The sequence below is a fragment of the Bacillus sp. JZ109 genome (assembly GCF_053903135.1).
Genome location: NZ_CP096388.1, coordinates 3,854,961 through 3,875,000, shown reverse-complemented (window position 1 = coordinate 3,875,000; position 20,040 = coordinate 3,854,961). Strand labels below are relative to the sequence as shown.

Below are 20,040 nucleotides of genomic sequence, written 5' to 3'. Positions count from 1 at the left end.
AGGAAATTTGAGAGGAGCTGTCCTTAGTACGAGAGGACCGGGATGGACGCACCGCTGGTGTACCAGTTGTTCTGCCAAGGGCATCGCTGGGTAGCTATGTGCGGACGGGATAAGTGCTGAAAGCATCTAAGCATGAAGCCCCCCTCAAGATGAGATTTCCCATTCCGCAAGGAAGTAAGATCCCTGAAAGATGATCAGGTTGATAGGTCTGAGGTGGAAGTGTGGCGACACATGGAGCTGACAGATACTAATCGATCGAGGACTTAACCATATTTTTGAATGATGTCACACCTGTTATCTAGTTTTGAGAGAACACTCTCAATTTGTTTGGTGGCGATAGCGAAGAGGTCACACCCGTTCCCATACCGAACACGGAAGTTAAGCTCTTCAGCGCCGATGGTAGTCGGGGGTTTCCCCCTGTGAGAGTAGGACGCCGCCAAGCAAGCTTAAACCCAGCTCATTGAGCTGGGTTTTTTATTTTATATCTGTGCCGATTTGCTTTCGTTAGTATCCATTTTACTAATATTTTTGAATCCCAATACAATCACCAGCATGATCAACATGAGAGTCATAAATAATCAAAATGCAGGTTGTACGGGAGACTCATCCAGACTCCATCCGACTGCGATTGGCATGCTGCTCGCTGCCAATGGATTGGCGGCGAGCAGCATGCCTGTCGTTTGTTCGGAAACCGGCTCGGGTTGCCAAATGGGAGAAAAGATATTACTGTCATTAAAACGATTCTTGGTTTCATCCGGATATGATAAAATGTCTCAGACTATATTTGAGCCATTTTTTTCTTCAGCAATCATCTTGCGTAATTGATAAAAATTTATTATGATACTCTTTGTATGACAACTCCTTGCCTCAATACAATATACTCAACGTTTCCCCGTTTTCCCCGGTCGTTTTTCTTTTCATTTTCTCCCGTAAAATAAAAAAAGCTCCCAATACAATAGATATGGTGCGGATTAATTTTTTACTAAAAAGGAGTCGTTATATTTGAATGATAGTTTTACATTAAAACAGCAATGGTTCGGCAATATCCGAAAAGACATTCTTGCTGGCATTTTAGTTGCGTTAGCATTAATTCCTGAAGCGATTGGCTTTTCTATTATAGCCGGCGTGGATCCGATGGTCGGTCTTTATGCGTCATTTTGTATAGCCATTATTATTTCTATTTTTGGCGGCAGACCTGGCATGATTTCAGCTGCGACAGGCTCAATGGCAGTCGTTATGGTGTCGCTGGTTGCTGATCATGGGCTTCAGTATTTATTTGCGGCTACGATTTTGACTGGCATTATTCAAGTGATTTTAGGTATCAGTAAAATTGCAAGATTAATGAAATTCATCCCGCGTTCTGTGATGATCGGGTTTGTGAATGCGCTGGCGATCCTTATCTTCTCTGCGCAGCTTCCCCAGTTTGAAGGTGCTTCTTGGAGCATGTATGCGATGCTTGCCGGGTCGTTGGTTATTATTTATGTGCTGCCAAGGTTTACGACTGCTGTTCCGTCTCCGCTTGTGGCGATTATTGTGATGACAATTATTGCGGTCACTTTCCATGTGGATGTGCGGACTGTTGGTGATATGGGCAATATTTCTAGTTCGTTGCCTCATTTCTTAATCCCTGATGTTCCGTTTACCTTTGAAACACTGCAAATTATTTTTCCTTATTCAATTGCTTTAGCGTTTGTCGGGTTGCTTGAATCTTTGCTGACAGCACAGATTATTGATGAAATGACGGATACGGACAGTGATAAAAATAAAGAGAGCCGCGGACAGGGAATTGCGAATATCGTGACTGGATTCTTTGGCGGAATGGCAGGCTGCGCTATGATCGGACAATCTGTCATTAATACAAAAGCGGGCGGTCGCGGACGTTTGTCAGCATTTGTTGCCGGTGCTTTTCTGATGTTTTTAATGGCGGTGTTAAGTCATGTCGTGGTGAAAATCCCAATGGCGGCGTTAGTAGCTGTAATGGTTATGGTGTCTGTCGGCACATTTGATTGGTCTTCCTTAAAAGGTCTCAAAAAAGCGCCGCTCACGGACTCGATTGTCATGGTTGTGACTGTAGTTACGGTTGTTGTGACGGATGACTTATCTAAGGGTGTATTTGTCGGTGTTCTTTTAAGTGCCGTGTTCTTTGTGGCAAAAATCTCGAAGCTGAAAATCGTTTCTCATGCAGAGGATCAAAAGCTTAGAACGTATCAAGTGAAGGGGCAAATCTTTTTTGCGTCAGTGACGGATCTTGCAAATGCGTTTATTTATCAAGAGGATATTGAGCGGGTCGTGATTGACTTAACTGAAGCTCACGTATGGGACGATTCTGGAGCGGCCGCACTTGATAAGATTGTTGCGAAGTTTAAGGAACAAGGCATTGAAGCTGAGTTAAAAGGTTTGAATAAAGCGAGTAAATCTCTAATGAAACAGATGGCATAAAATAGAGAAGCCCAGATGAATGAGATCTGGGCTTTTTTATATAACATACACTTAAGCAGCATTGATATAATAGAGAGAAGAGAAATTTTAAATAGGGGACTTGCATATGATGCTTCAGAAGCTGAACCGTGTATTGGGGAGAGTGATGCCGCTGTTAACGCCGACTAGTGTGGTGCTGGGCGTGCTGCTGTCTCAGTTTTTAAATGGGTATGAATGGGCTGTGCCTTGGATCTTTGCTTTTATTACGTTTGCAGGCAGTCTGAGCGCGAACTTTCAATCTTTGAGACATGCATTGTCTCATCCTCTCCCTATGATTCTTGCACTATTCGTTCTTCATATTTTCATGCCGCTTTTTGCTTGGGGCAGCGGCCATCTTATATTTAAAGGTGATCCTTTGACGATTACCGGTTTAACATTGGCTGTTGTGATTCCTACGGGGATTACAAGCTTGATTTGGGCAGCGATGTACAAAGGGAATGTCGGTTTGACACTTTCGATTATTTTAGTTGATACTGTGCTGTCACCGCTAATCGTACCGCTGAGTCTTTCATTGCTGGCCGGCGCTCAGGTTCACATGGATGTGTGGGGAATGATGAAAGGTCTGATTGTAATGGTCGTGATTCCTTCTTTTTTGGGCATGCTGTTTAATCAGATGTCATCTCCAGAAAGAACTGCGTCTGTGAGCAGTGCGCTGTCGCCTTTTTCAAAGCTTTGCTTGATGGCAGTGATTGCGATTAACAGTTCAGCGATTGCTCCTTATTTCAAATCCATTGATTTGAGATTTGCAGGAATAGCTGTAACGGTATTCTTTATCGCGTTAACAGGTTATGCCGCTGCTTGGCTGATCGGAAAAATGATGAAAAGGCGGCAAGAGGAAATAGTCTCTCTTATATTTACGGGAGGCATGAGGAATATTAGTGCCGGCGCAGTTCTTGCCGTTACGTTCTTCCCGACTCAGGTTGCAGTTCCTGTTGTGATTGGCATGCTGTTTCAGCAGATATTGGCTGCTTTGTTTGGCTATATGCTGAATCGTTTTGAATTAAAACCAATGTTGCAGAAAGCATAAAAAACCGCTCATAGGGTTGAGCGGTTTTTTCCGTATAGCCATTCGAGCGCGTTGATGAACTGTTTGCAGAAATACTTGCGGTGGTGCACCGTTCCTTTTTCAATTGAAAGATACAACCGGTCTTCAGTGAAGCCTTTTTCTTTTAGACTTTGATGAACTTGCTTTGTTTTTTTCAGCATATGTCGCTGAATGGATTGTTTTTCACGGCCTTCTTCATTCCCGACAGACATGAAAACACGTACAGTGCCTGGCTTTAAAGAAGATATATGAATGGTTTCCGCTGCGTTCTCGTACCAGTATGAACCTGATATAGAGCCGATTTTCCCGAACAGTGACGGATATTTTAATAAGGCGAACATTGAGATGAGTCCGCCTAATGAGGCACCGATCATTCCTCTTGACTGCGGTTCCCTGGTGACGTTCCAGTTTTCTTCGATTAGCGGAATGAACTGGTTCGTTATATCAGACAGATAGTGATATCCCATTCCGCCGAAGTCCGTGAACCGATCACTGAGTGATGCAGCCGGCCATGGGGTGTATTCATCAAGCCGGTTTTCGGGTTCGATACCGATCAGCACGAGTTCAGGGAGCCTTTGCTGTTGAACTGCGCTTTCTAATAATTCGATTTGGTTTTGGAACAAAGAACTGCCATCCTGCACGTAAACAGCAGGAAATCCCCCGCTGTCTGTGCTGTAGGAAGGAGGGAGGTACAGCGTGAACCTCCTGTTGCCGGCTTTGTGTTCTGAAAGAGATCCTTTCAAGCATTCTCCCCCTTTTTTTGCTTGAAAAGCAGATATAAGAAATAAGGAACTCCGAGGATCGCCAAAATGATGCCTGCGGGCACTTCTGCGGGCTGAAAAAACAGTTTTCCGGCAAAGTCTGCGCTTATCACAAGAAGCATCCCGATTAAACCGCTCAGTGGCAGGATATAGCGATGTTCGACGCCAGCCAGTCTCCGTGAGATATGGGGAGCAATTAAGCCGACAAACGCCATGCTTCCCGCTACGGAGACACAGGCGCTGATGATTGCTACACAGGCAACGAGCAGGATGGTTTTTTCTTTATTTGATGAAATGCCGAGGCTTCTGACTGTGTCTTCATCAAAACGAATGGTGTCGAGCAGGCGGGATTTGCCGATAAGAATCGGTATAAACAGCAGCATCCATGGGAGAACGGCTGTGATATACGTCCAGTTGGCAGACCAGATGCTTCCGTTTTTCCACACCATGGCCATTTGATAGTCTTGCGGGTCCATTTTTAAAGATAAAAACAAAGACAGGGCGCTGAATCCTGAATTGATCGCAATCCCTACCAGAATAATTCTTCCTGAATCTAAATTGCCTCTGTGCCATGCAAATATGTAAATCAGGATCGCCGCGATGAGCCCGCCTATCAATCCGAAGAGCGGCATTCCCATCGCTGCAGCTATGGATGTCACTTCCTTCTGGCCTTGGAATAAGAGCATAAACGCTACAATGCCAGCTCCCGCCCCTGCGTTGATTCCGAGAATTCCAGGGTCAGCAAGCCCGTTTCTCGTGATGGCCTGGATAACAGCGCCTGCAATGCCAAGACCGAGTCCAATAATAGCAGCCATGACAACCCGCGGCAGTCTTAAATCGAACAACAAAATTTCATACTGCGGATTCGGGTCGATTTGAAAAAGAGTGGAGAGCAGCTCAGCAGGACGAACAGAAAATGATCCGCTCGTTAAGCTGAAATAGCTGACAACAAGAATCAAAGCGATGAACAATGCATATTTTTTAGCCATTTTGCTCCCCTCCTTTTCGTTTAATTAAATAAAGGAAGAAAGGTACGCCGATAATGGATGTTACGACCTCAATCGGTATTTCAAACGGATAGTTGATAAATCTGCTTGCGAGATCACACAAGGTTAAAAAGATTCCGCCCAAAATACAGGAACACGGAATCAGCCTGCTGTAATCAGAGCCGACGAGAAATCTCGTGATATGCGGAACAACCAACCCGACAAACGCAATTTTCCCGGCCAGCGCTACGGCACTGCCGGTTAAAATGATGACGGAAAGCATCGCCATGATTTTAATGGTTTTTTTCTTTTGCCCCAGGCTTTTAGAAATGTCGTCCCCTAATGATACAGCGGTTACCTTTTTGCTGAGAGAAATGGCCATTATAATGCCAATCAGGAAAAACGGAGCGGCAAGCTTCAGGAAATCTGGACTCATTTGATGAAGTCTGGCACTGTACCAGAAACTGAGATCCTGAGAAATTTGAAAATAAATCGACATGGCCGCTGATAAGCTGCTGAGCAGCATGCTTGTGACTGTGCCGATGATGGCGAGCTGCACGGGGGTAAATCCGTTTGGCATCATGGCGGCAAGGCCGAATACTAACACAGCTCCTAACGCTGAGCCGATAAAAGAGTATATCATCATTTCAATTGAAGATGATTGCGGGAGCAGAACCATGCAAAGCGTAATGATAAACGCTGAACCATCTGAAACACCCATAATGGATGGCGAAGCTAAATAATTGCGCGTAATGCCCTGCATAAGCGCTCCAGAAACAGCAAGGGCTGCCCCTATGAGCAGAGCGCCGGCAGCCCTTGGAATCCGGGAGTGCCATATAATTTGATGGTCTGTGTTTCCCGGATCGAAATGAATAAGAGATGTAAAAACAATATCTGTGCTAAGATGCTTTGCCCCATAAAGGATTGAAAGCAAAAGCGACAGCGTTATAGCAAATGGAGAAGTAATCAATATGATACGTGTCCACTGTTTTGAATACATACAAAAACCTACTCTGAATTAGTTTTGTGTCAATTTTTCAGCAGCCGCTTTCAGGAAACGGACTTTGCTCCAAGCTGTGCCGCCTTGTGCGAGAGGGTCCACTGAGTTGACATACACATGGTCTTCTTTGACTGCTTTAAGGCTTTTCCAGATTGGATTTTTCTCTAAATCTTTTAAGGCATCAGGTTTGTCTGCATTTTCATCATCAGAAAATTGGACGAAAATATGGTCTGGGTTCATTTCACTTAATTTTTCTAATGAAATAAGCTCTTGCGCTTTTGCAGCTTTTACTTCATTCGGCGCCTTAAGGCCTAAATCACCATATAGTGTGGAGTTGAAATACACCTGTTCAGGGTAAATGTAAATATTGCCTTGTCTGATTCTGATGACAAGCGCTTTTGAATCTTTCGCTTTATCGTTGATTTTTGTTTTTGTTTCATTTAGATCCTGTTCATAGTCTGCAATAATTTTCTTAGCTTTTTTCTCTTTTCCAGTCAGCTGGGCAAGCAGCATCATGTTTTCCTTCCAGTTTGAAGAGATATGAGAAACTGGGATCGTCGTGCCTGCTGTGCTGATTTTTTGCAGCGTTTTTTCCGGAAACTTTGTTGAAGCTAGGATAACATCTGGCTTCATTTCAAGAATCTTTTCAATATTTGGCTCCATTTTTTCTCCGGTTGGTTCGGCTTTATCAGTAATGTCTTTGAACATATCAGGGAATTTGCCGGAGAATGAAATTGCGCCTTGCGGATGAACGTCAAGCAATTTCGCGTCTTCCATTGATTCAACGCTTCCCGTAATGGCGATTTTGTCTGTCGGTACAGTTACTTCATATGTTTTATCAAGGTATTCAATTTTCTTTTTCTCAGATGCTGTGCCGCTTGCCTTGCTGGCAGTTGATTCATTTTTGCTGCCGCAAGCTGCCGCTGTCAGCGCGAGAAGCAAGATTAATAAGGTAAGAGATATCTTTTTCATCTATAGAGCCCCCTGTTCAATTGATAACTATTATCAATTGGAATTATAGAGAATGAACAGATATAACACCATGGACAAATTCCTGATTTATCATGGACAATCTCCGGATAATAAAGAAACAGTTTGCTGAACGATGCGTTCGTGCCCGCAAGCTGAGTATTCATTCCACGGATCAAGGGATAGAAGATAAACACGGTTATTCCGTACCGCGCTTAGGTTTTGCCATGCTTCTGTCTGCTGTAATTGCTGGTAGTAAGCTATGGTCTCCGGCTCTTTAAAAAGAAAAAGCATCATACAGTCAGCTTGGTAATTTGCGATATTTTCTAACGAAATCGCTTGTTCTGAAGGTGTGTCAGCCGTTGTTGCCGAGCTGAATCCTAAATCCCCAAAGAAAACTTCGCGAACGCTTCGGTTATGAGCCAAATAGAAGTTTTGCTTATGCAGCCTCAAAAAGAGAAAACGCAGCCCTTGAACGTGCTGAAGTGTTTTATTGGCGGCTGTTGTCTGCTGGTCATAATCCGCTAGCCACTTTTCTGCTTCGGACTCCTCCTTTAAAAATGAGGCAGTTTGCAGAAAGTGGGTTCTCCAGCTTTCTTCTGAAGGAAGGTACATGACTTCTGCGATGCGATTCAGGCGATCTTGTTCTTCTGGGGAAATAGAATCCATGCTGACAATCACATCTGGTTCTGCCTGTGATAACGTGTACAGGTTTTCTTCCCACTTTTCATTAAACCGGTATGCACTGAGCTGGACGGGTATATCTGTCGAATAATGCTGATAGTAGTAAGACGTCCATTTCGGATGCAGAGCGGCCGCAAAAGGTATGTGGTGAAGAGGGATGAGATGGCCCATTGTGCCCCTTCCGTATGCGGCGATTTTATTTCGGCGTTTTTTCATATAGCTTGTAGGTGAACAGCCTGTATGTTTTTTAAAGATTCTGCTGAAATAAAATTCATCTTGATAACCGGTTTGGTGTGCAATTTCTTTCAATTTGCAGTTTGATTTTGCCATGAGCCGTTTTGCCTTTGTGATTCGTGTTTTCGTAATAAATTCTGTTACGCTCTGTCCTGTCCATTTTTTAAAGCTTTCACTGTAGTGTTTGGCACTGATTCCTGCCATTTGCGACAGCTGGGCAAGCGTGATTTTTGTATCGGCATGGGTTTCGATATAGTGTTTTGTTTTTTCGATTGCTGAATGTGTATCCGTTTGATCAGATAAACTGGCAGTAAAAAGGTCATAAATCAGGCTTTGTACTTCAATTACACATTTTAGCTGAGAAAGCTGAGACGATTCATTCCATAGTGCGGCAAGCTCTTGAAGCCGGACGGCAAGATTTTCGATATGTGAAACATTCATAAGCTTCAGTTTGGCTAATTCCGATTCTGTGCACGGTGTGAAAATATCTTGCCCGGTTTCCTTGATATAGCTTTGAAGCCTGATCATACAGGCATCTATATGTCCATCGGCTGCCGGCGTAAAGCCAAAGGTCTCGTTAGGCGGACAAACAAAAAGTGTCTTTTTTTGCAGAGGATTGGTGTTTGTTCCGATCGAAATATAGCCATTTCCTTTTAAATGAAAAATCAGCACGAATGAATCGGCTAATTGCTGTTCTGAGAAGAGATCACTTGTCTTTTTTAGATATTTAATTTGTATCGGTTGATAAATCACTGCATTTTGCACGAGTAGACCACCTTTTCAGAAGCATTCAATTGATAATCATTTTCAATAAAAATTGTACCAAATAAATGAAAGTTTTCCTATATAAAGCGGGTGGTTTTTTAGTATGAAAAAAACCCTTACTTATGTGTAAAAGTAAGGGTCTTTCGTTCGGTAAGAATATGTTACACGTGTAACATACGATGCTTACGTTCTAATAAATGAGATATTTTTTTCTTGTTTTGCTGAATTGTTGGAGTGTTTTTTCATAGCTGTTTATGATGTTCTCAATCGAAGTTCCATTTTTAATTTTTGTCCTGATCCAGCCGTTGCCTGCCAGTTTATCGAATGAACCTGTTGACAGGAACTCAAAATCCTCAGGATAGAGATCGTGTATGGTTTTAATGACTGAAAGACCCGTTTTAACGGCTTCAAACTTATCTCTGTCTGTCACATAGAGCTGCACACCGTGGCAAAGCGTTCCTTGATGTTTAGAAAACGTCGGTGTGAAGGATGCTGCCCTAAATGTAACGCCCGGCAAATGGAGGCTGTTTAATGTTTCTTCAAGTTCTGTGCTTTTGATAAAGGGAGCTCCGATCAATTCGAATGGCTTTGTTGTCCCTCGCCCTTCGGATATATTTGTTCCTTCAATCAGCCCGGTTGCAGGATAAACAAATGTGCTTTCCACCGTCGGCATGTTAGGCGAAGGGAGGACGAAAGGCAATCGGGTATCGTCAAAATCCATTTTTCGCTTCCAGTGTTTCATTTTTACCACTGTAAGATCGGCATCAATACTAAATTCTTTGTTGAACAGTAAAGCCAATTCGCCTATCGTCATCCCATGCTTCAATGGAATGGGATACAATCCGACAAATGAGGCGTATTCAGGTTCTAAGATTGGTCCTTCAATATGATTCCCGCCTTGAGGATTCGGACGGTCCAGCACCATAAATGGAATGCCGTTTTCTTTAGCGGCTTCCATTGCGTATGCCATTGTATAAATGTACGTGTAGAAACGGGTCCCGACATCCTGAATGTCAAACATTAGAATATCGACATTTTTCAGCATTTCTGGAGTCGGTTTTTTCGTTTTTCCGTAGAGGCTGTATACGGGAACCCCGGTTTTTTCGTCAATGTAAGAGCCTACTTCGTCTCCAGCCTGGGCGTCACCGCGGACGCCGTGTTCAGGGCCGAATAAAGCTGTCAGTTTGATATCTGGGTTCTCGTAAAGAATATCGACACTGCTTTTCAGAGATGCGTTTACTCCGGTTGGATTGGTGATCAGTCCGATGCGTTTTCCCTTGAGCTGTTTTTTATAGTCTGGCAAGAGCGTGTCTATCCCAGTCTGGACTTTAGGTTTTTTAGCCGTTTGATTCTTTGAATCGGGTGAAGCAGAGGCAGCGGTTATCGTTCCGAATATCATGAGCCCTGTCAGAAAAGCGAATATTGTTTTTCTCATGTGTCCCTCCTTATTAAAGCGGTCTTCCCGTTTTGATATTTAATCCGTAGCCAAATGGGTAAAGGGTGTTCCCTGGTTTCGTGACTGACGGAATGTCAACTGGAAGTGTGCCTTTAGGTTTTGCCTGACCGAATATCGCCATCACTCCGGCCGGAATATTAGGTTGAAGATAACGGCCATTTGCGTATCCTTTAAAGCCATAGACTGCAATCAGTGCCTTTGTTTCTTCGAAATTGGCTGCGTCATAGGGGTTGCGCAGGCTCATTAAGACAAATGGTTTGTTGTGCTGCAGTGCGGCTTTCATGACAGCTCTCGGAAACACGGTGGCCCATTTGCTTGAATCTGATATTGTGTCGTCGATGACACCGTCGTTGACGACAGGGTCATTTTTGACGACATAGGAGCCGGTTATGATATAATCAGCCTTTTTTACTTGTTTTGCATGCTCGGCATTAAATATTTGGTTGGCAAAATTTATTTTGTCGACAGATACGGGTTTGATTTTCTTTCGCTTGATGAGATCGTGAATGGTTTGTTCGATTGAAGCAGTTTGTTCTTCGTAAGGTGCCACAATTAAGATTCGGCTGCCTTTTTTAGGCTTGAACGGCAAAGTGTGCTGTTCATTTTTTAATACAGTTACTGCTTTTTCAGCTATTTTTTTCTCTGCTTTCAGGTGCTGCTTGCTTCCTACGATTTTTTGGGCTTTGGCTATTTTTTCTTTTGTACTGTCGCTGTTTCGCGCTGGATACATGCCGCGTTTTATTTTCAGGGAAATGATTCTTTCAACTGATTTGTTGATTTGTTGTTCAGGGATATCCCCGTTTTTTACGGCTTCTTTCAAAGCTTGAATAACACGTGCGAATTTCTGTTCTTCTTTTATTGAAGTGACTGAGGCTGGCATTAATGCAATATCGACACCAGCTTTTACGGCCATGACCACAGCCTCTTCCTGTCCGAAATGATCTGCGATTGCCTTCATATTGAGTGCATCGGTAACGATCACACCATTAAAGCCCATTTCCTGACGAAGAAGACCTGTCATCACTTTTTTTGAAAGTGTAGCTGGAACCAGAATGTCCGATCCATCGAGTTTGCTTTTGTAAGTGGTGTCGTCGAAGGCAGGGAATTGAACATGGGCTGTCATCACCATATCAGCACCAGCATCAATTGCTTTTTGGAAAGGATAGAGTTCGACCTCCCGAAGCCGTTCTTGGCCATGGGAAACGAGCGGCAGTCCATAATGGCTGTCAACGTCCGTGTCTCCATGTCCCGGGAAATGTTTGAGGGCAGACGCGATATCCTGCCGCTGCAACCCTTTCATCGTGTATAGACCGAGTCGTGATGTCAGTTCTCGATTGGAGCTGAATGACCGTACGCCGATTACAGGATTATCAGGATTATTGTTAATGTCCACGACAGGGCTGAAATCTGTATTGATGCCTAAGGCAGAGAGCTCTTTCCCGATGATGCTGCCGGTCTGATACGCATTGATTCTGCTTCTGGCTGCGCCCAGTGCCATATTCCCTGGGAAATTAGTGCCCTCCCCTAACCGCGTTACAATGCCGCCTTCCTGATCAATACTCAGCATGAGCGGGATTTTTGGACTTGCCTTTTTGTAATCGTCTGTCAGTTGGACAGTTTGTTTTGTTGTTTTTACATTTTCTGCAAAAAGGATGATGCCTCCGAATTGATATTTCTTGACGAGGCTGGCGACTTCATCATTCATTTCTGTAAGGGCTTGCGGAGAGGACTCGCCTTCCTTTTGCCAATTTCTAAAATCAGGCATCAGCATCTGGCCGAGTTTTTCATCTAACGACATACGATTGACAATCTGATTGGCATCGATTGCACGTTTGGATGCAGAGGCTTCTGTCTGTCTGGCCCCGAAAAAGCATGAAATAAAGAGAACGGCTGAAAGGATAAGCGGAAAGACAGGTCTCATAGAAACTTCCTCCTATCGTTTAATCATTCACTCCATCGCTTCATAAATCGCGGTTATGACACTTCCATAACTGCCTGTTGCAAATTGATCACCCTCAAAGACGTTTGGATTTTCTTCCGGATCAATAACTGGCGTATGCTTTTTATTTGTTAACAATGCGATGCCTAAATTGTATGCTGGATCAATAATTGTAACTGTCCCCGTCCAGCCGGTATGCCCGTAAGCATTTTCGCTGGCATAAGGGCCAAACATCCATTCCATGCTTTTACTTCCGTTCCGCCTCCAGCCAAGAGCGAATGTCGGATCTGTTGCTGAAGATGCTGTAAACAGGTCGGCTGTTTTCTGATCAAATAAAGAAATGTTTCGGTATGAACCTTTGTTTAACATGACTTGCAGCAGTATGGCCATATCATCTGCATTTGAGAACAATCCGGCATGCCCAGACACGCCATCCATTGAGTAAAACGCTTTTTCGTCATGCACTTCTCCTTGCAGCGAGTTTGTACGGATGTTAGGGAATTGAATAACGCCGTCACGTGTATTGCCCATGCGTTCAGTAGCTGCGAACTGTTTCGGTTTAAAGCCCTTTTCCAGCGGATTGTACAAGGTATGCTTCAGCCTGAGCGGTTTGTAGAGCTCTTGCTCCGTGTAGACATCAAGCGGTTTGCCGGTGAGTTTTTCGACAATACACCCAAGTAGCATATATCCAATGTCACTGTATACGTGTTTTGTCCCGGTTTGATAATCGAGCGGAATTTTCGTCAAATATTCAATCGTTTTGTCCCGTTCCTGGGAATAGTACTTGCCGGCTTTTTCCGGCGTGTAAAAGTAAAAGCTTGATGGGAGCCCTGATTGGTGCTGGAGGACATCGATGACACGTATCTTGTCTTTTCCTTTTATGAGGTCACCCGGCTGATCCTTGAAACCCGGCAAATATGCAGAAACTTTTTCATAGACGTCAAGTTTTCCTTGGCTGACTAAGCGCTGCAATGCAAAATTTGTTGCGTACATTTTTGTATTTGAGGCTAAGTCAAACATCGTGCGGGTTTTCATTTTGGCCGGACGGCGCAGCAGTTCTGATCCTTCGTACTTTTTACTGTAGCCGTATGCTGCTTTTTTTATGATGCGTCCATCCTTCACCACCACAAGAACGGCGCCTGGAAATCCTGCTGCAATATCCCGTTCTATCATCTGATCTACCTTCCTTAGCTTCTTCGTCGAGAATTGTGCAGTTTCTGCATTTATGGTTTTCGGCTCAATCAAGTTGTCTGCTGTTTGTGCGAAGGTTTCATTTGGCGCAAATATCGATAGGGTTAAAATGGCACTGAATATGAACAGTGTCTTTGTTTTCACAGGCTAGCCCCTTTCTGTGCTTCTATCCCGTTTACTATCCCTAAAACAGAAACAATTTAATCGAACTGAGAAGCCATTTCATCTTTATATCCGAATGCATAGGTCAATAAAAAGCCGGCCGCGTAGGAAATAAAGAGTCCAACGATATACAGGATGATTTGCGAAGGCAGGACTAGAAAGGAAAGCGGCAGTCCGGAGACACCAATCGCAATGGTGGCTACTTGAAAATAAGCTTGAAAGGCGCCGCCGATTCCAGCTCCTAAACATGCTGTTAAAAACGGACGGCCAAGCGGCAGCGTGACTCCGAAAATAAGCGGTTCACCAATGCCGAGCAGTCCCGATGGAAGCCCGCCGGCGATTGCTTTCCTCAGTGTTGTTTTTTTCGTCTTCACGAAGACGGCAAAGGCCGCGCCTACCTGTCCTGCACCTCCCATAGCCAAAATAGGGAGCAGAGGATCATTGCCAATTGAATTGATCAGTTCCATGTGCACAGGCGTCAAGCCTTGATGCAGTCCGGTTACGACGAGAGGAAGGAAGGTTGCGCCCAGAATAAAGCCCGCAGCGATGCCGCCGATGTCCAGGATGGACAGAAGGCCGGATGTAATGGCATCAGAAATGAATCCGCCTAAAGGCATAAATACGACATACGTTACGATTCCGGTGATTAACAGTGAAACGGTGGGTGTGACAATGATATCAAGAGATTGAGGAATAAAACGGCGAATAAATTGTTCGGTATAAGCAATGAATATGGCTGCGAAAAGGACGCCGATCAGACCTCCCCTGCCCGGGAGAAGCCCTTCTCCAAATAAACTGATTTTTGCGATCTCCGGATTGATAATCAAGATCCCGGCCAAAGCCCCAAGTGCGGGTGTCCCGCCAAATTCTTTCGAAGCGTTAATACCGACGAGAATGCCGAGATAAGTGAACAGCCCTGATCCGATGACTGTCAGGATAATCGCAATTTGTGAGTCTGCAGAGAGCCAGCCTGCTTGAATAATTGCTTTGGTAATCCCAGTAATTAAACCGGAAGCGACTAGAGCGGGAATAAGAGGGATAAAAATGCTGGCAATTTTACGTAAGAAAAGTTTAAAAGGAGTGGCGTTTTTTCGATTGATATCGGCTTTCTTTTTGGCCGCTACTTCTTTGACATCGGCACCTTCTTCTGCTGACACGAGCTTTGAGAAAGCAGCTGTAACATGATTGACGACTCCTGTGCCGAGGATAATTTGTAAGGTTTCAGCTTCAACGACCCCCAATACGCCGTCAAGCTTTCTTAAACCCTGAGCATCTGCTTTGCTTTCATCGTAAGGCGTAATGCGCAGGCGTGTCATGCAATGTGTATATGAAGAAATATTGGATTTTCCTCCGCATAGCTCAAGGATTTTCTGTGCGAGATGATGGTAGTTATTTTCTTTGCTCATTAAAACCCCTCCCCTTCAAGATGCCTTATTTTTTTCTCATAGATTGGATGGCTGCTCTCGTTTTATCGATATAACCGGTTGTCGTTTCATACTGCTCAGCCGCCATGCCTAAAAACAAAACATCAATTATAAAAAGCTGGGCGAGGCGGGAGGAAGTGGCCGCACTTCGAATCAAGGCTTCATTGGAATGGGCTGTATACAAAGGGACATCAGCCAGTGCGGAGACGGATGTCTGACTGAATTTTGTGATGCTGATCGTTGTAATGCCTTTTTCCTTAGCCATGGCGAACAGTTCAACGATTTCTTGTGTCTCTCCTGAAAACGAAATGGCGAATACGATGTCGTCTTTATCTGCATTTGCGATTAAAGATGCCACAAGATGAGTGTCTGTAAACGCGGTTGCTTGTTTATGAATGCGAAGCCACTTTTGCTGGGCGTCCTTGGCGACAATGCCGGAAGCCCCGAGGCCGATAAAATGCACGGTATGAGCTTTGAGAAGCAGAGAAACCGCTCGTTCAAGCTCTTTGTAGTCCATCAGGTCTGAAGTATCCTGAATGGCTTGAATGGCATTGCCGGCCGTTTTTTCGGAAATGGAGGGCAGCGGCTCGTGGGGAACAATATCCCGGTAGCCCTGAAAAGTAGGCTTTGCCAGATCGCCTGCTACTCTCATTTTTAAATCTTGAAATCCTTTCAAACCGAGTGATTTGCAGAGCCTGATGACGGCAGCGTCACTTGAATTGGCTAAGGCGCTGATTTCGTTGACCGTGCTTTCGATTGCTTTGTGGGGATGGGCTAGGATATAATCTGCAAGTTTGCGCTCGGATGGAGGGAGCTTATGCTTCATTGATTGGATGATCGCTAAACCGCCTGTGGCCATTCTAGTTCTCTCCTTATCATGGATGGTAATGTTCGATTGCTTTGTCAATGAAACCGTTTGCTTCATCGAGTAATGTCTTTGCTTGTTTCTGATCTGTGCTTGTTTTGAGCATGACGATTGCTGTTTTGACGTGATGATCGGCTTGTTCCAGAGTGTATCTTGCTGTGTCGTATGAAGCGTTTGTAAGGCTTTGGATGATGCTGATGGCGCGTTCTTTTAGTTTTTTGTTGCTGACGTTGACGTCTACCATCAAGTTTTCGTAAACCTTGCCGATTTTGACCATTACAGCGGTAGATATCATGTTTAGAATCATTTTATGAGCGGTTGCGGCTTTCATACGTGTTGATCCTGTAATGGCCTCAGGTCCGACGACAACCTCAATGCTGTGATCCGCATCCTTGCTGATGGCGGAGTTTTCATTGCAAGTAAGGGCGATGGTGTGTGCTCCGACTTTGCGGGCGTATCTTAGGGCGCCTGCGGCGTAGGGTGTGCGGCCGCTTGCTGCGATGGCAATGACGGTGTCATTTGAAGTGAGCTGTATGTTTCTTAAATCTTCAGCTCCTGCTTCTTCACTGTCTTCAATGCCCTCTGCTGCCTGTAAAAAGGCTTCGGGGCCTCCAGCCATGATTCCGATGACCTGATCTGGGCTTACGCTGTAGGTGGGAGGACATTCAACAGCATCCATGACGCCGAGTCTGCCGCTTGTGCCGGCGCCTGTATATATGAGCCGGCCTCCATTTTGAAACGATTCATATGCGCAGTCTACAGCTGTTTTGATGTCGGGGAGAACCTCCTGAACGGCTGCAGCGACTTTCATATCTTCGTTGTTGATCATTTTGAGGATGCCAAGAGTGTTTGCTTTGTGGATTTCAACTGTTTGGCTATTGCGTGATTCCGTTGTGAGACGGTGAAGGTTTAATGGTTCTGACATGAGGATGCCCCCTGTTTTAAAATGATATATCTCAATATTCAGTATATTCATCTCTGTTATGATATTTCAACTATGTTTTTAAATTTTTGAAATTTTATTTCACTTAAGACTATAAGAAATGATGAAGGATCAACTGTTCTCCAAGCGGCCCGATTCTTCGCCGTCCTTTATCAAGGAACCCGCTTTTCATATAAAGGTGTTTTGCGCGTATGTTCAGATGATTGACGGCCAAGATGATTTCGTCGCACCATGGAAAATATCCGCTCACAAAAGCGGGAAGCAAAAGCATGGCTTTTTTCGCATAGCCTTTTCCGTGATGCACAGCGTTTAAAGACAGGGAGCTGAGCAGTAAAGCAAATGGATTGTTAGAATAGGAAGCAAGCGTTTCTTTTGATGCATGTAAAATGAAAAAACCGACTGGAAGGTCGTCTTTTAAGATGACAACCGGGTATCGGTCCTGTATGCCCAGAGCTTGAGACAGCACCTCTTTCGGGAGGGAGGTAAAGCGTTTGTCATCGTTGGTGAGCGTGAATGATTGAAGCTCGGGCAAGTGTTCAGGCTTATAGAAGGATAAAGAAATGTCTTGAGTCATGTGGTGGCCTCCTTACAATATGTCGTCAAGCTCGTTTTCCGAAATGACGCGGTAGCCCGCTTGTTTTAACAGTGCGGCGGTTACTCCGCTGCCGGTGATTTTTTTGCCAGAGAATGTGCCGTTATAGATAAAACCGCTTCCGCAAGATGGACTGTTTTCTTTTAATATGACGGCAGAAGCGTTGATTTCTTTTGCGTAAGCCAATGTTTTCGAGGCGCCTTCCATATATAGTTCTGTGACGTCTTCTCCTGAAGCTGTCACGATTTTCGCTGTTCCATTGAGGACATCCTCGCCGGTGCCTCCTATGATTTCTGCGGGTTCGCGTGGGGTAGAGAAGCCGCCGAGAAGTTCAGGGCAAGCCATGACTGCTTTCTTTTCATCGACGAGTTTTCTGATTTTCTCCGACGCTGCGTGAGAGCCGTTATATCTGCATTCAATGCCTCCAAGGCAAGAACTGACTAGAATCATATTAGGTTCTCCTCTCTTACTTTGCTTGTCTCTATCATAAAATAAATGGCTTTAGTTGGGAGGCTTTTTCAGTTAAAAAAGGAGTTAAAAAGTTTGAAAATAAAAAATTTAATTTTTCTCTTTACAAACAGGGGGTGACCTGTATATAATAACTTTTGTCAGCTCGACGAGAACACAACGGCCCGTTGGTCAAGCGGTTAAGACACCGCCCTTTCACGGCGGTAACACGGGTTCGAATCCCGTACGGGTCACCATTTGGAGGATTAGCTCAGCTGGGAGAGCATCTGCCTTACAAGCAGAGGGTCGGCGGTTCGAGCCCGTCATCCTCCACCATCTTGCCGGTGTAGCTCAATTGGTAGAGCAACTGACTTGTAATCAGTAGGTTGGGGGTTCAAGTCCTCTTGCCGGCACTGTTTTTTCAAAATTTTATGTGGAGGGGTAGCGAAGTGGCTAAACGCGGCGGACTGTAAATCCGCTCCCTCAGGGTTCGGCAGTTCGAATCTGCCCCCCTCCACCATTATTGGGCTATAGCCAAGCGGTAAGGCAACGGACTTTGACTCCGTCATGCGTTGGTTCGAATCCAGCTAGCCCAGTCACAGACACCTTTGATCAAAAGGTGTCTTTTTTCTTTTCGGAAAAATCATTCCAACTTCTAACTGTTCAGTCTGTATAATAATTTTAAAAATATGTTAAGGTAGTTTATTCACGAATTACCATCTACACCCTGCCAAAAATTTGATAAACTTATTTTATAAAAAAATTGAAACCTTTTGAAACGAAGCTCGTATACATACAGACCGGTGAAGGCAGAGGTTAGATAAATATGGAAATGATGATTAAAAAAAGAATTAAACAAGTCAAAAAAGGCGACCAGGATGCATTTGCGGACATCGTAGATATTTACAAAGATAAAATTTATCAGCTTTGCTACCGTATGCTTGGCAATGTGCATGAGGCGGAGGATATTGCACAGGAAGCTTTCATCAGAGCGTACGTTAATATCGACAGTTTTGATATTAACCGGAAATTTTCAACTTGGCTTTATCGAATCGCGACCAATTTGACCATTGACCGCATTCGCAAAAAGAAGCCGGATTATTACCTCGATGCAGAGGTGGCTGGTACGGAAGGCTTGACCATGTATTCTCAAATCGCCGCAGATGGTGTTTTGCCTGAAGATGCAGTTGTGTCGCTGGAGCTCTCAAACACGATACAGCAGAAAATTTTAAAGCTTCCTGACAAATACAGAACAGTCATCGTATTAAAGTATATTGACGAACTCTCATTAATTGAAATCGGGGAGATTCTAAACATTCCTGTGGGGACTGTGAAAACGCGGATTCACAGAGGCAGAGAGGCTCTTAGAAAACAATTAAGGGATCTTTAAGTGGGGTGATGAAATGAGCTGTCCTGAACAAATTGTGCAGCTTATGCATATGCATCTTGATGGAGATATCCTTCCAAAAGATGAACACGTATTAAATGAACATCTGGAGACATGCGAGAAATGCAGAAAGCATTTTTACGAGATGGAGAAATCCATAGCGCTCGTACGGAGCACATCGCATGTCGAAGCCCCCGCGGATTTTACCGCTAATGTCATGGCAAAATTGCCTAAGGAGAAGAAAAGAGCTTCTGTAAAAAGATGGTTCAGATCCCATCCCGTTATCGCAGCTGCTGCGGTATTCATCATTTTGATGGGCGGGGGTTTTTTTAACAGCTGGCATAATGACCACAATTTCAGCGTGTCCAAGCAGCCGAATCTTGTGGTTCATAACCATACTGTGACCGTGCCAGAAGGTGAGACGGTCAAAGGTGATGTCACTGTCAAAAACGGCAAGCTGATTATTAAAGGCAAAATAGACGGGGATGTAACCGTCGTAAACGGAGAAAAATATATGGCCTCTGCTGGACAAGTCACCGGTCAGATTGAAGAAATCAATCAATTATTCGATTGGACATGGTACAAGATGAAGTCTGCGGGGAAAAGTGTACTCGATGCATTCAGTCCGAACGGAGAAGAGTAAAGCGCGTTAGCCGCTTTGCTCTTTTTTTGCGGGCTGAGAGGGCTGGCACATTTCACTTGCTAAATCGAA

The 20,040-nt window shown here is 44.4% G+C and carries 18 protein-coding genes, 5 tRNA genes and 2 rRNA genes (1 of these 25 cut by a window edge); 12 read left to right on the top strand and 13 right to left on the bottom strand.

What is annotated here, in order from left to right:
* From M1D94_RS20285 to M1D94_RS20265, 5 genes are all read left to right on the top strand, one after another.
* Positions 1-271 (top strand): 23S ribosomal RNA (locus tag M1D94_RS20285); it begins 2,657 nt to the left of the window's first position.
* A 55-nt stretch (positions 272-326) separates the two neighbouring features.
* Positions 327-442, top strand: a 5S ribosomal RNA gene (rrf, locus tag M1D94_RS20280).
* Between the two features lie 119 nt (positions 443-561).
* The gene (locus M1D94_RS20275) at positions 562-825 is read left to right on the top strand and encodes a hypothetical protein (protein WP_153940043.1); all 264 of its coding nucleotides are present in this window, start codon (positions 562-564) and stop codon (positions 823-825) included.
* 177 nt (positions 826-1,002) lie between these two features.
* Complete coding sequence (locus M1D94_RS20270) at positions 1,003-2,439, top strand: SulP family inorganic anion transporter (protein ID WP_141949546.1); 1,437 nt, start codon at positions 1,003-1,005, stop codon at positions 2,437-2,439.
* A gap of 145 nt (positions 2,440-2,584) precedes the next feature.
* Entirely contained in the window at positions 2,585-3,505 is a 921-nt protein-coding gene (locus M1D94_RS20265) for a bile acid:sodium symporter family protein (RefSeq protein ID WP_072174250.1), read from the top strand.
* Positions 3,506-3,513: 8 nt separating this feature from the next.
* On the opposite strand, the gene M1D94_RS20260 is transcribed toward M1D94_RS20265, so the two are convergent.
* The 13 genes from M1D94_RS20260 to M1D94_RS20200 all read right to left on the bottom strand — a co-directional run bounded on the left by M1D94_RS20260 (position 3,514) and on the right by M1D94_RS20200 (position 17,944).
* A complete protein-coding gene (locus M1D94_RS20260) occupies positions 3,514-4,266 on the bottom strand; it encodes an alpha/beta hydrolase (RefSeq protein WP_163117708.1) in 753 nt (250 codons plus the stop codon).
* Complete coding sequence (gene feuC, locus M1D94_RS20255) at positions 4,263-5,273, bottom strand: iron ABC transporter permease FeuC (RefSeq protein WP_003234980.1); 1,011 nt, start codon at positions 5,271-5,273, stop codon at positions 4,263-4,265. Before feuC ends, M1D94_RS20260 begins: the two co-directional genes overlap by 4 nt.
* A complete protein-coding gene (locus M1D94_RS20250) occupies positions 5,266-6,270 on the bottom strand; it encodes a FecCD family ABC transporter permease (protein ID WP_456270329.1) in 1,005 nt (334 codons plus the stop codon). The genes feuC and M1D94_RS20250 overlap by 8 nt, the downstream gene beginning before the upstream one ends.
* A gap of 18 nt (positions 6,271-6,288) precedes the next feature.
* Positions 6,289-7,242: an iron ABC transporter substrate-binding protein FeuA gene (feuA, locus tag M1D94_RS20245; RefSeq protein WP_282627572.1), complete on the bottom strand. Its 954-nt coding sequence runs from the start codon at positions 7,240-7,242 to the stop codon at positions 6,289-6,291.
* Positions 7,243-7,332: 90 nt separating this feature from the next.
* On the bottom strand, positions 7,333-8,922 hold the full coding sequence (btr, locus tag M1D94_RS20240; protein ID WP_456270328.1) for a bacillibactin transport transcriptional regulator Btr: 1,590 nt from the start codon (positions 8,920-8,922) through the stop codon (positions 7,333-7,335).
* A 190-nt stretch (positions 8,923-9,112) separates the two neighbouring features.
* A complete protein-coding gene (locus tag M1D94_RS20235) occupies positions 9,113-10,357 on the bottom strand; it encodes an exo-beta-N-acetylmuramidase NamZ family protein (RefSeq protein ID WP_456270327.1) in 1,245 nt (414 codons plus the stop codon).
* 13 nt (positions 10,358-10,370) lie between these two features.
* The gene (gene nagZ, locus M1D94_RS20230) at positions 10,371-12,299 is read right to left on the bottom strand and encodes a beta-N-acetylhexosaminidase (RefSeq protein ID WP_456270326.1); all 1,929 of its coding nucleotides are present in this window, start codon (positions 12,297-12,299) and stop codon (positions 10,371-10,373) included.
* 27 nt (positions 12,300-12,326) lie between these two features.
* Positions 12,327-13,652: an N-acetylmuramoyl-L-alanine amidase gene (gene amiE / locus M1D94_RS20225; RefSeq protein ID WP_456270325.1), complete on the bottom strand. Its 1,326-nt coding sequence runs from the start codon at positions 13,650-13,652 to the stop codon at positions 12,327-12,329.
* A gap of 56 nt (positions 13,653-13,708) precedes the next feature.
* Positions 13,709-15,076, bottom strand: coding sequence for a PTS transporter subunit EIIC (locus tag M1D94_RS20220; protein WP_187002023.1), 1,368 nt, complete (start codon positions 15,074-15,076; stop codon positions 13,709-13,711).
* A gap of 25 nt (positions 15,077-15,101) precedes the next feature.
* Positions 15,102-15,953 carry a MurR/RpiR family transcriptional regulator gene (locus M1D94_RS20215; RefSeq protein WP_187002024.1) on the bottom strand — a complete coding sequence of 284 codons (852 nt, stop codon included), beginning with the start codon at positions 15,951-15,953 and terminating at the stop codon, positions 15,102-15,104.
* 16 nt (positions 15,954-15,969) lie between these two features.
* A complete protein-coding gene (gene murQ / locus M1D94_RS20210) occupies positions 15,970-16,884 on the bottom strand; it encodes an N-acetylmuramic acid 6-phosphate etherase (protein WP_017694928.1) in 915 nt (304 codons plus the stop codon).
* Between the two features lie 109 nt (positions 16,885-16,993).
* Positions 16,994-17,476 (bottom strand): GNAT family N-acetyltransferase, encoded by a 483-nt coding sequence (locus M1D94_RS20205; RefSeq protein ID WP_014475628.1) that lies wholly within the window; start codon positions 17,474-17,476, stop codon positions 16,994-16,996.
* 12 nt (positions 17,477-17,488) lie between these two features.
* Complete coding sequence (locus M1D94_RS20200; RefSeq protein ID WP_128746890.1) at positions 17,489-17,944, bottom strand: DUF523 domain-containing protein; 456 nt, start codon at positions 17,942-17,944, stop codon at positions 17,489-17,491.
* A 179-nt stretch (positions 17,945-18,123) separates the two neighbouring features.
* Between M1D94_RS20200 and M1D94_RS20195 the strand changes: the two genes are divergently transcribed.
* The 7 genes from M1D94_RS20195 (at position 18,124) to rsiW (ending at position 19,971) form a co-directional block, all read left to right on the top strand.
* A tRNA-Glu gene (locus tag M1D94_RS20195) sits at positions 18,124-18,198 on the top strand.
* A 3-nt stretch (positions 18,199-18,201) separates the two neighbouring features.
* Positions 18,202-18,277 (top strand) — tRNA-Val (locus tag M1D94_RS20190).
* Positions 18,278-18,281: 4 nt separating this feature from the next.
* Positions 18,282-18,354: transfer RNA gene (locus M1D94_RS20185), tRNA-Thr, on the top strand.
* Positions 18,355-18,376: 22 nt separating this feature from the next.
* A tRNA-Tyr gene (locus M1D94_RS20180) sits at positions 18,377-18,461 on the top strand.
* 4 nt (positions 18,462-18,465) lie between these two features.
* Positions 18,466-18,537 (top strand) — tRNA-Gln (locus tag M1D94_RS20175).
* A gap of 230 nt (positions 18,538-18,767) precedes the next feature.
* Positions 18,768-19,331 (top strand): RNA polymerase sigma factor SigW, encoded by a 564-nt coding sequence (gene sigW, locus M1D94_RS20170; RefSeq protein WP_003223646.1) that lies wholly within the window; start codon positions 18,768-18,770, stop codon positions 19,329-19,331.
* 13 nt (positions 19,332-19,344) lie between these two features.
* On the top strand, positions 19,345-19,971 hold the full coding sequence (rsiW, locus tag M1D94_RS20165; protein ID WP_029317269.1) for an anti-sigma-W factor RsiW: 627 nt from the start codon (positions 19,345-19,347) through the stop codon (positions 19,969-19,971).
* Positions 19,972-20,040 lie beyond the last annotated feature (69 nt).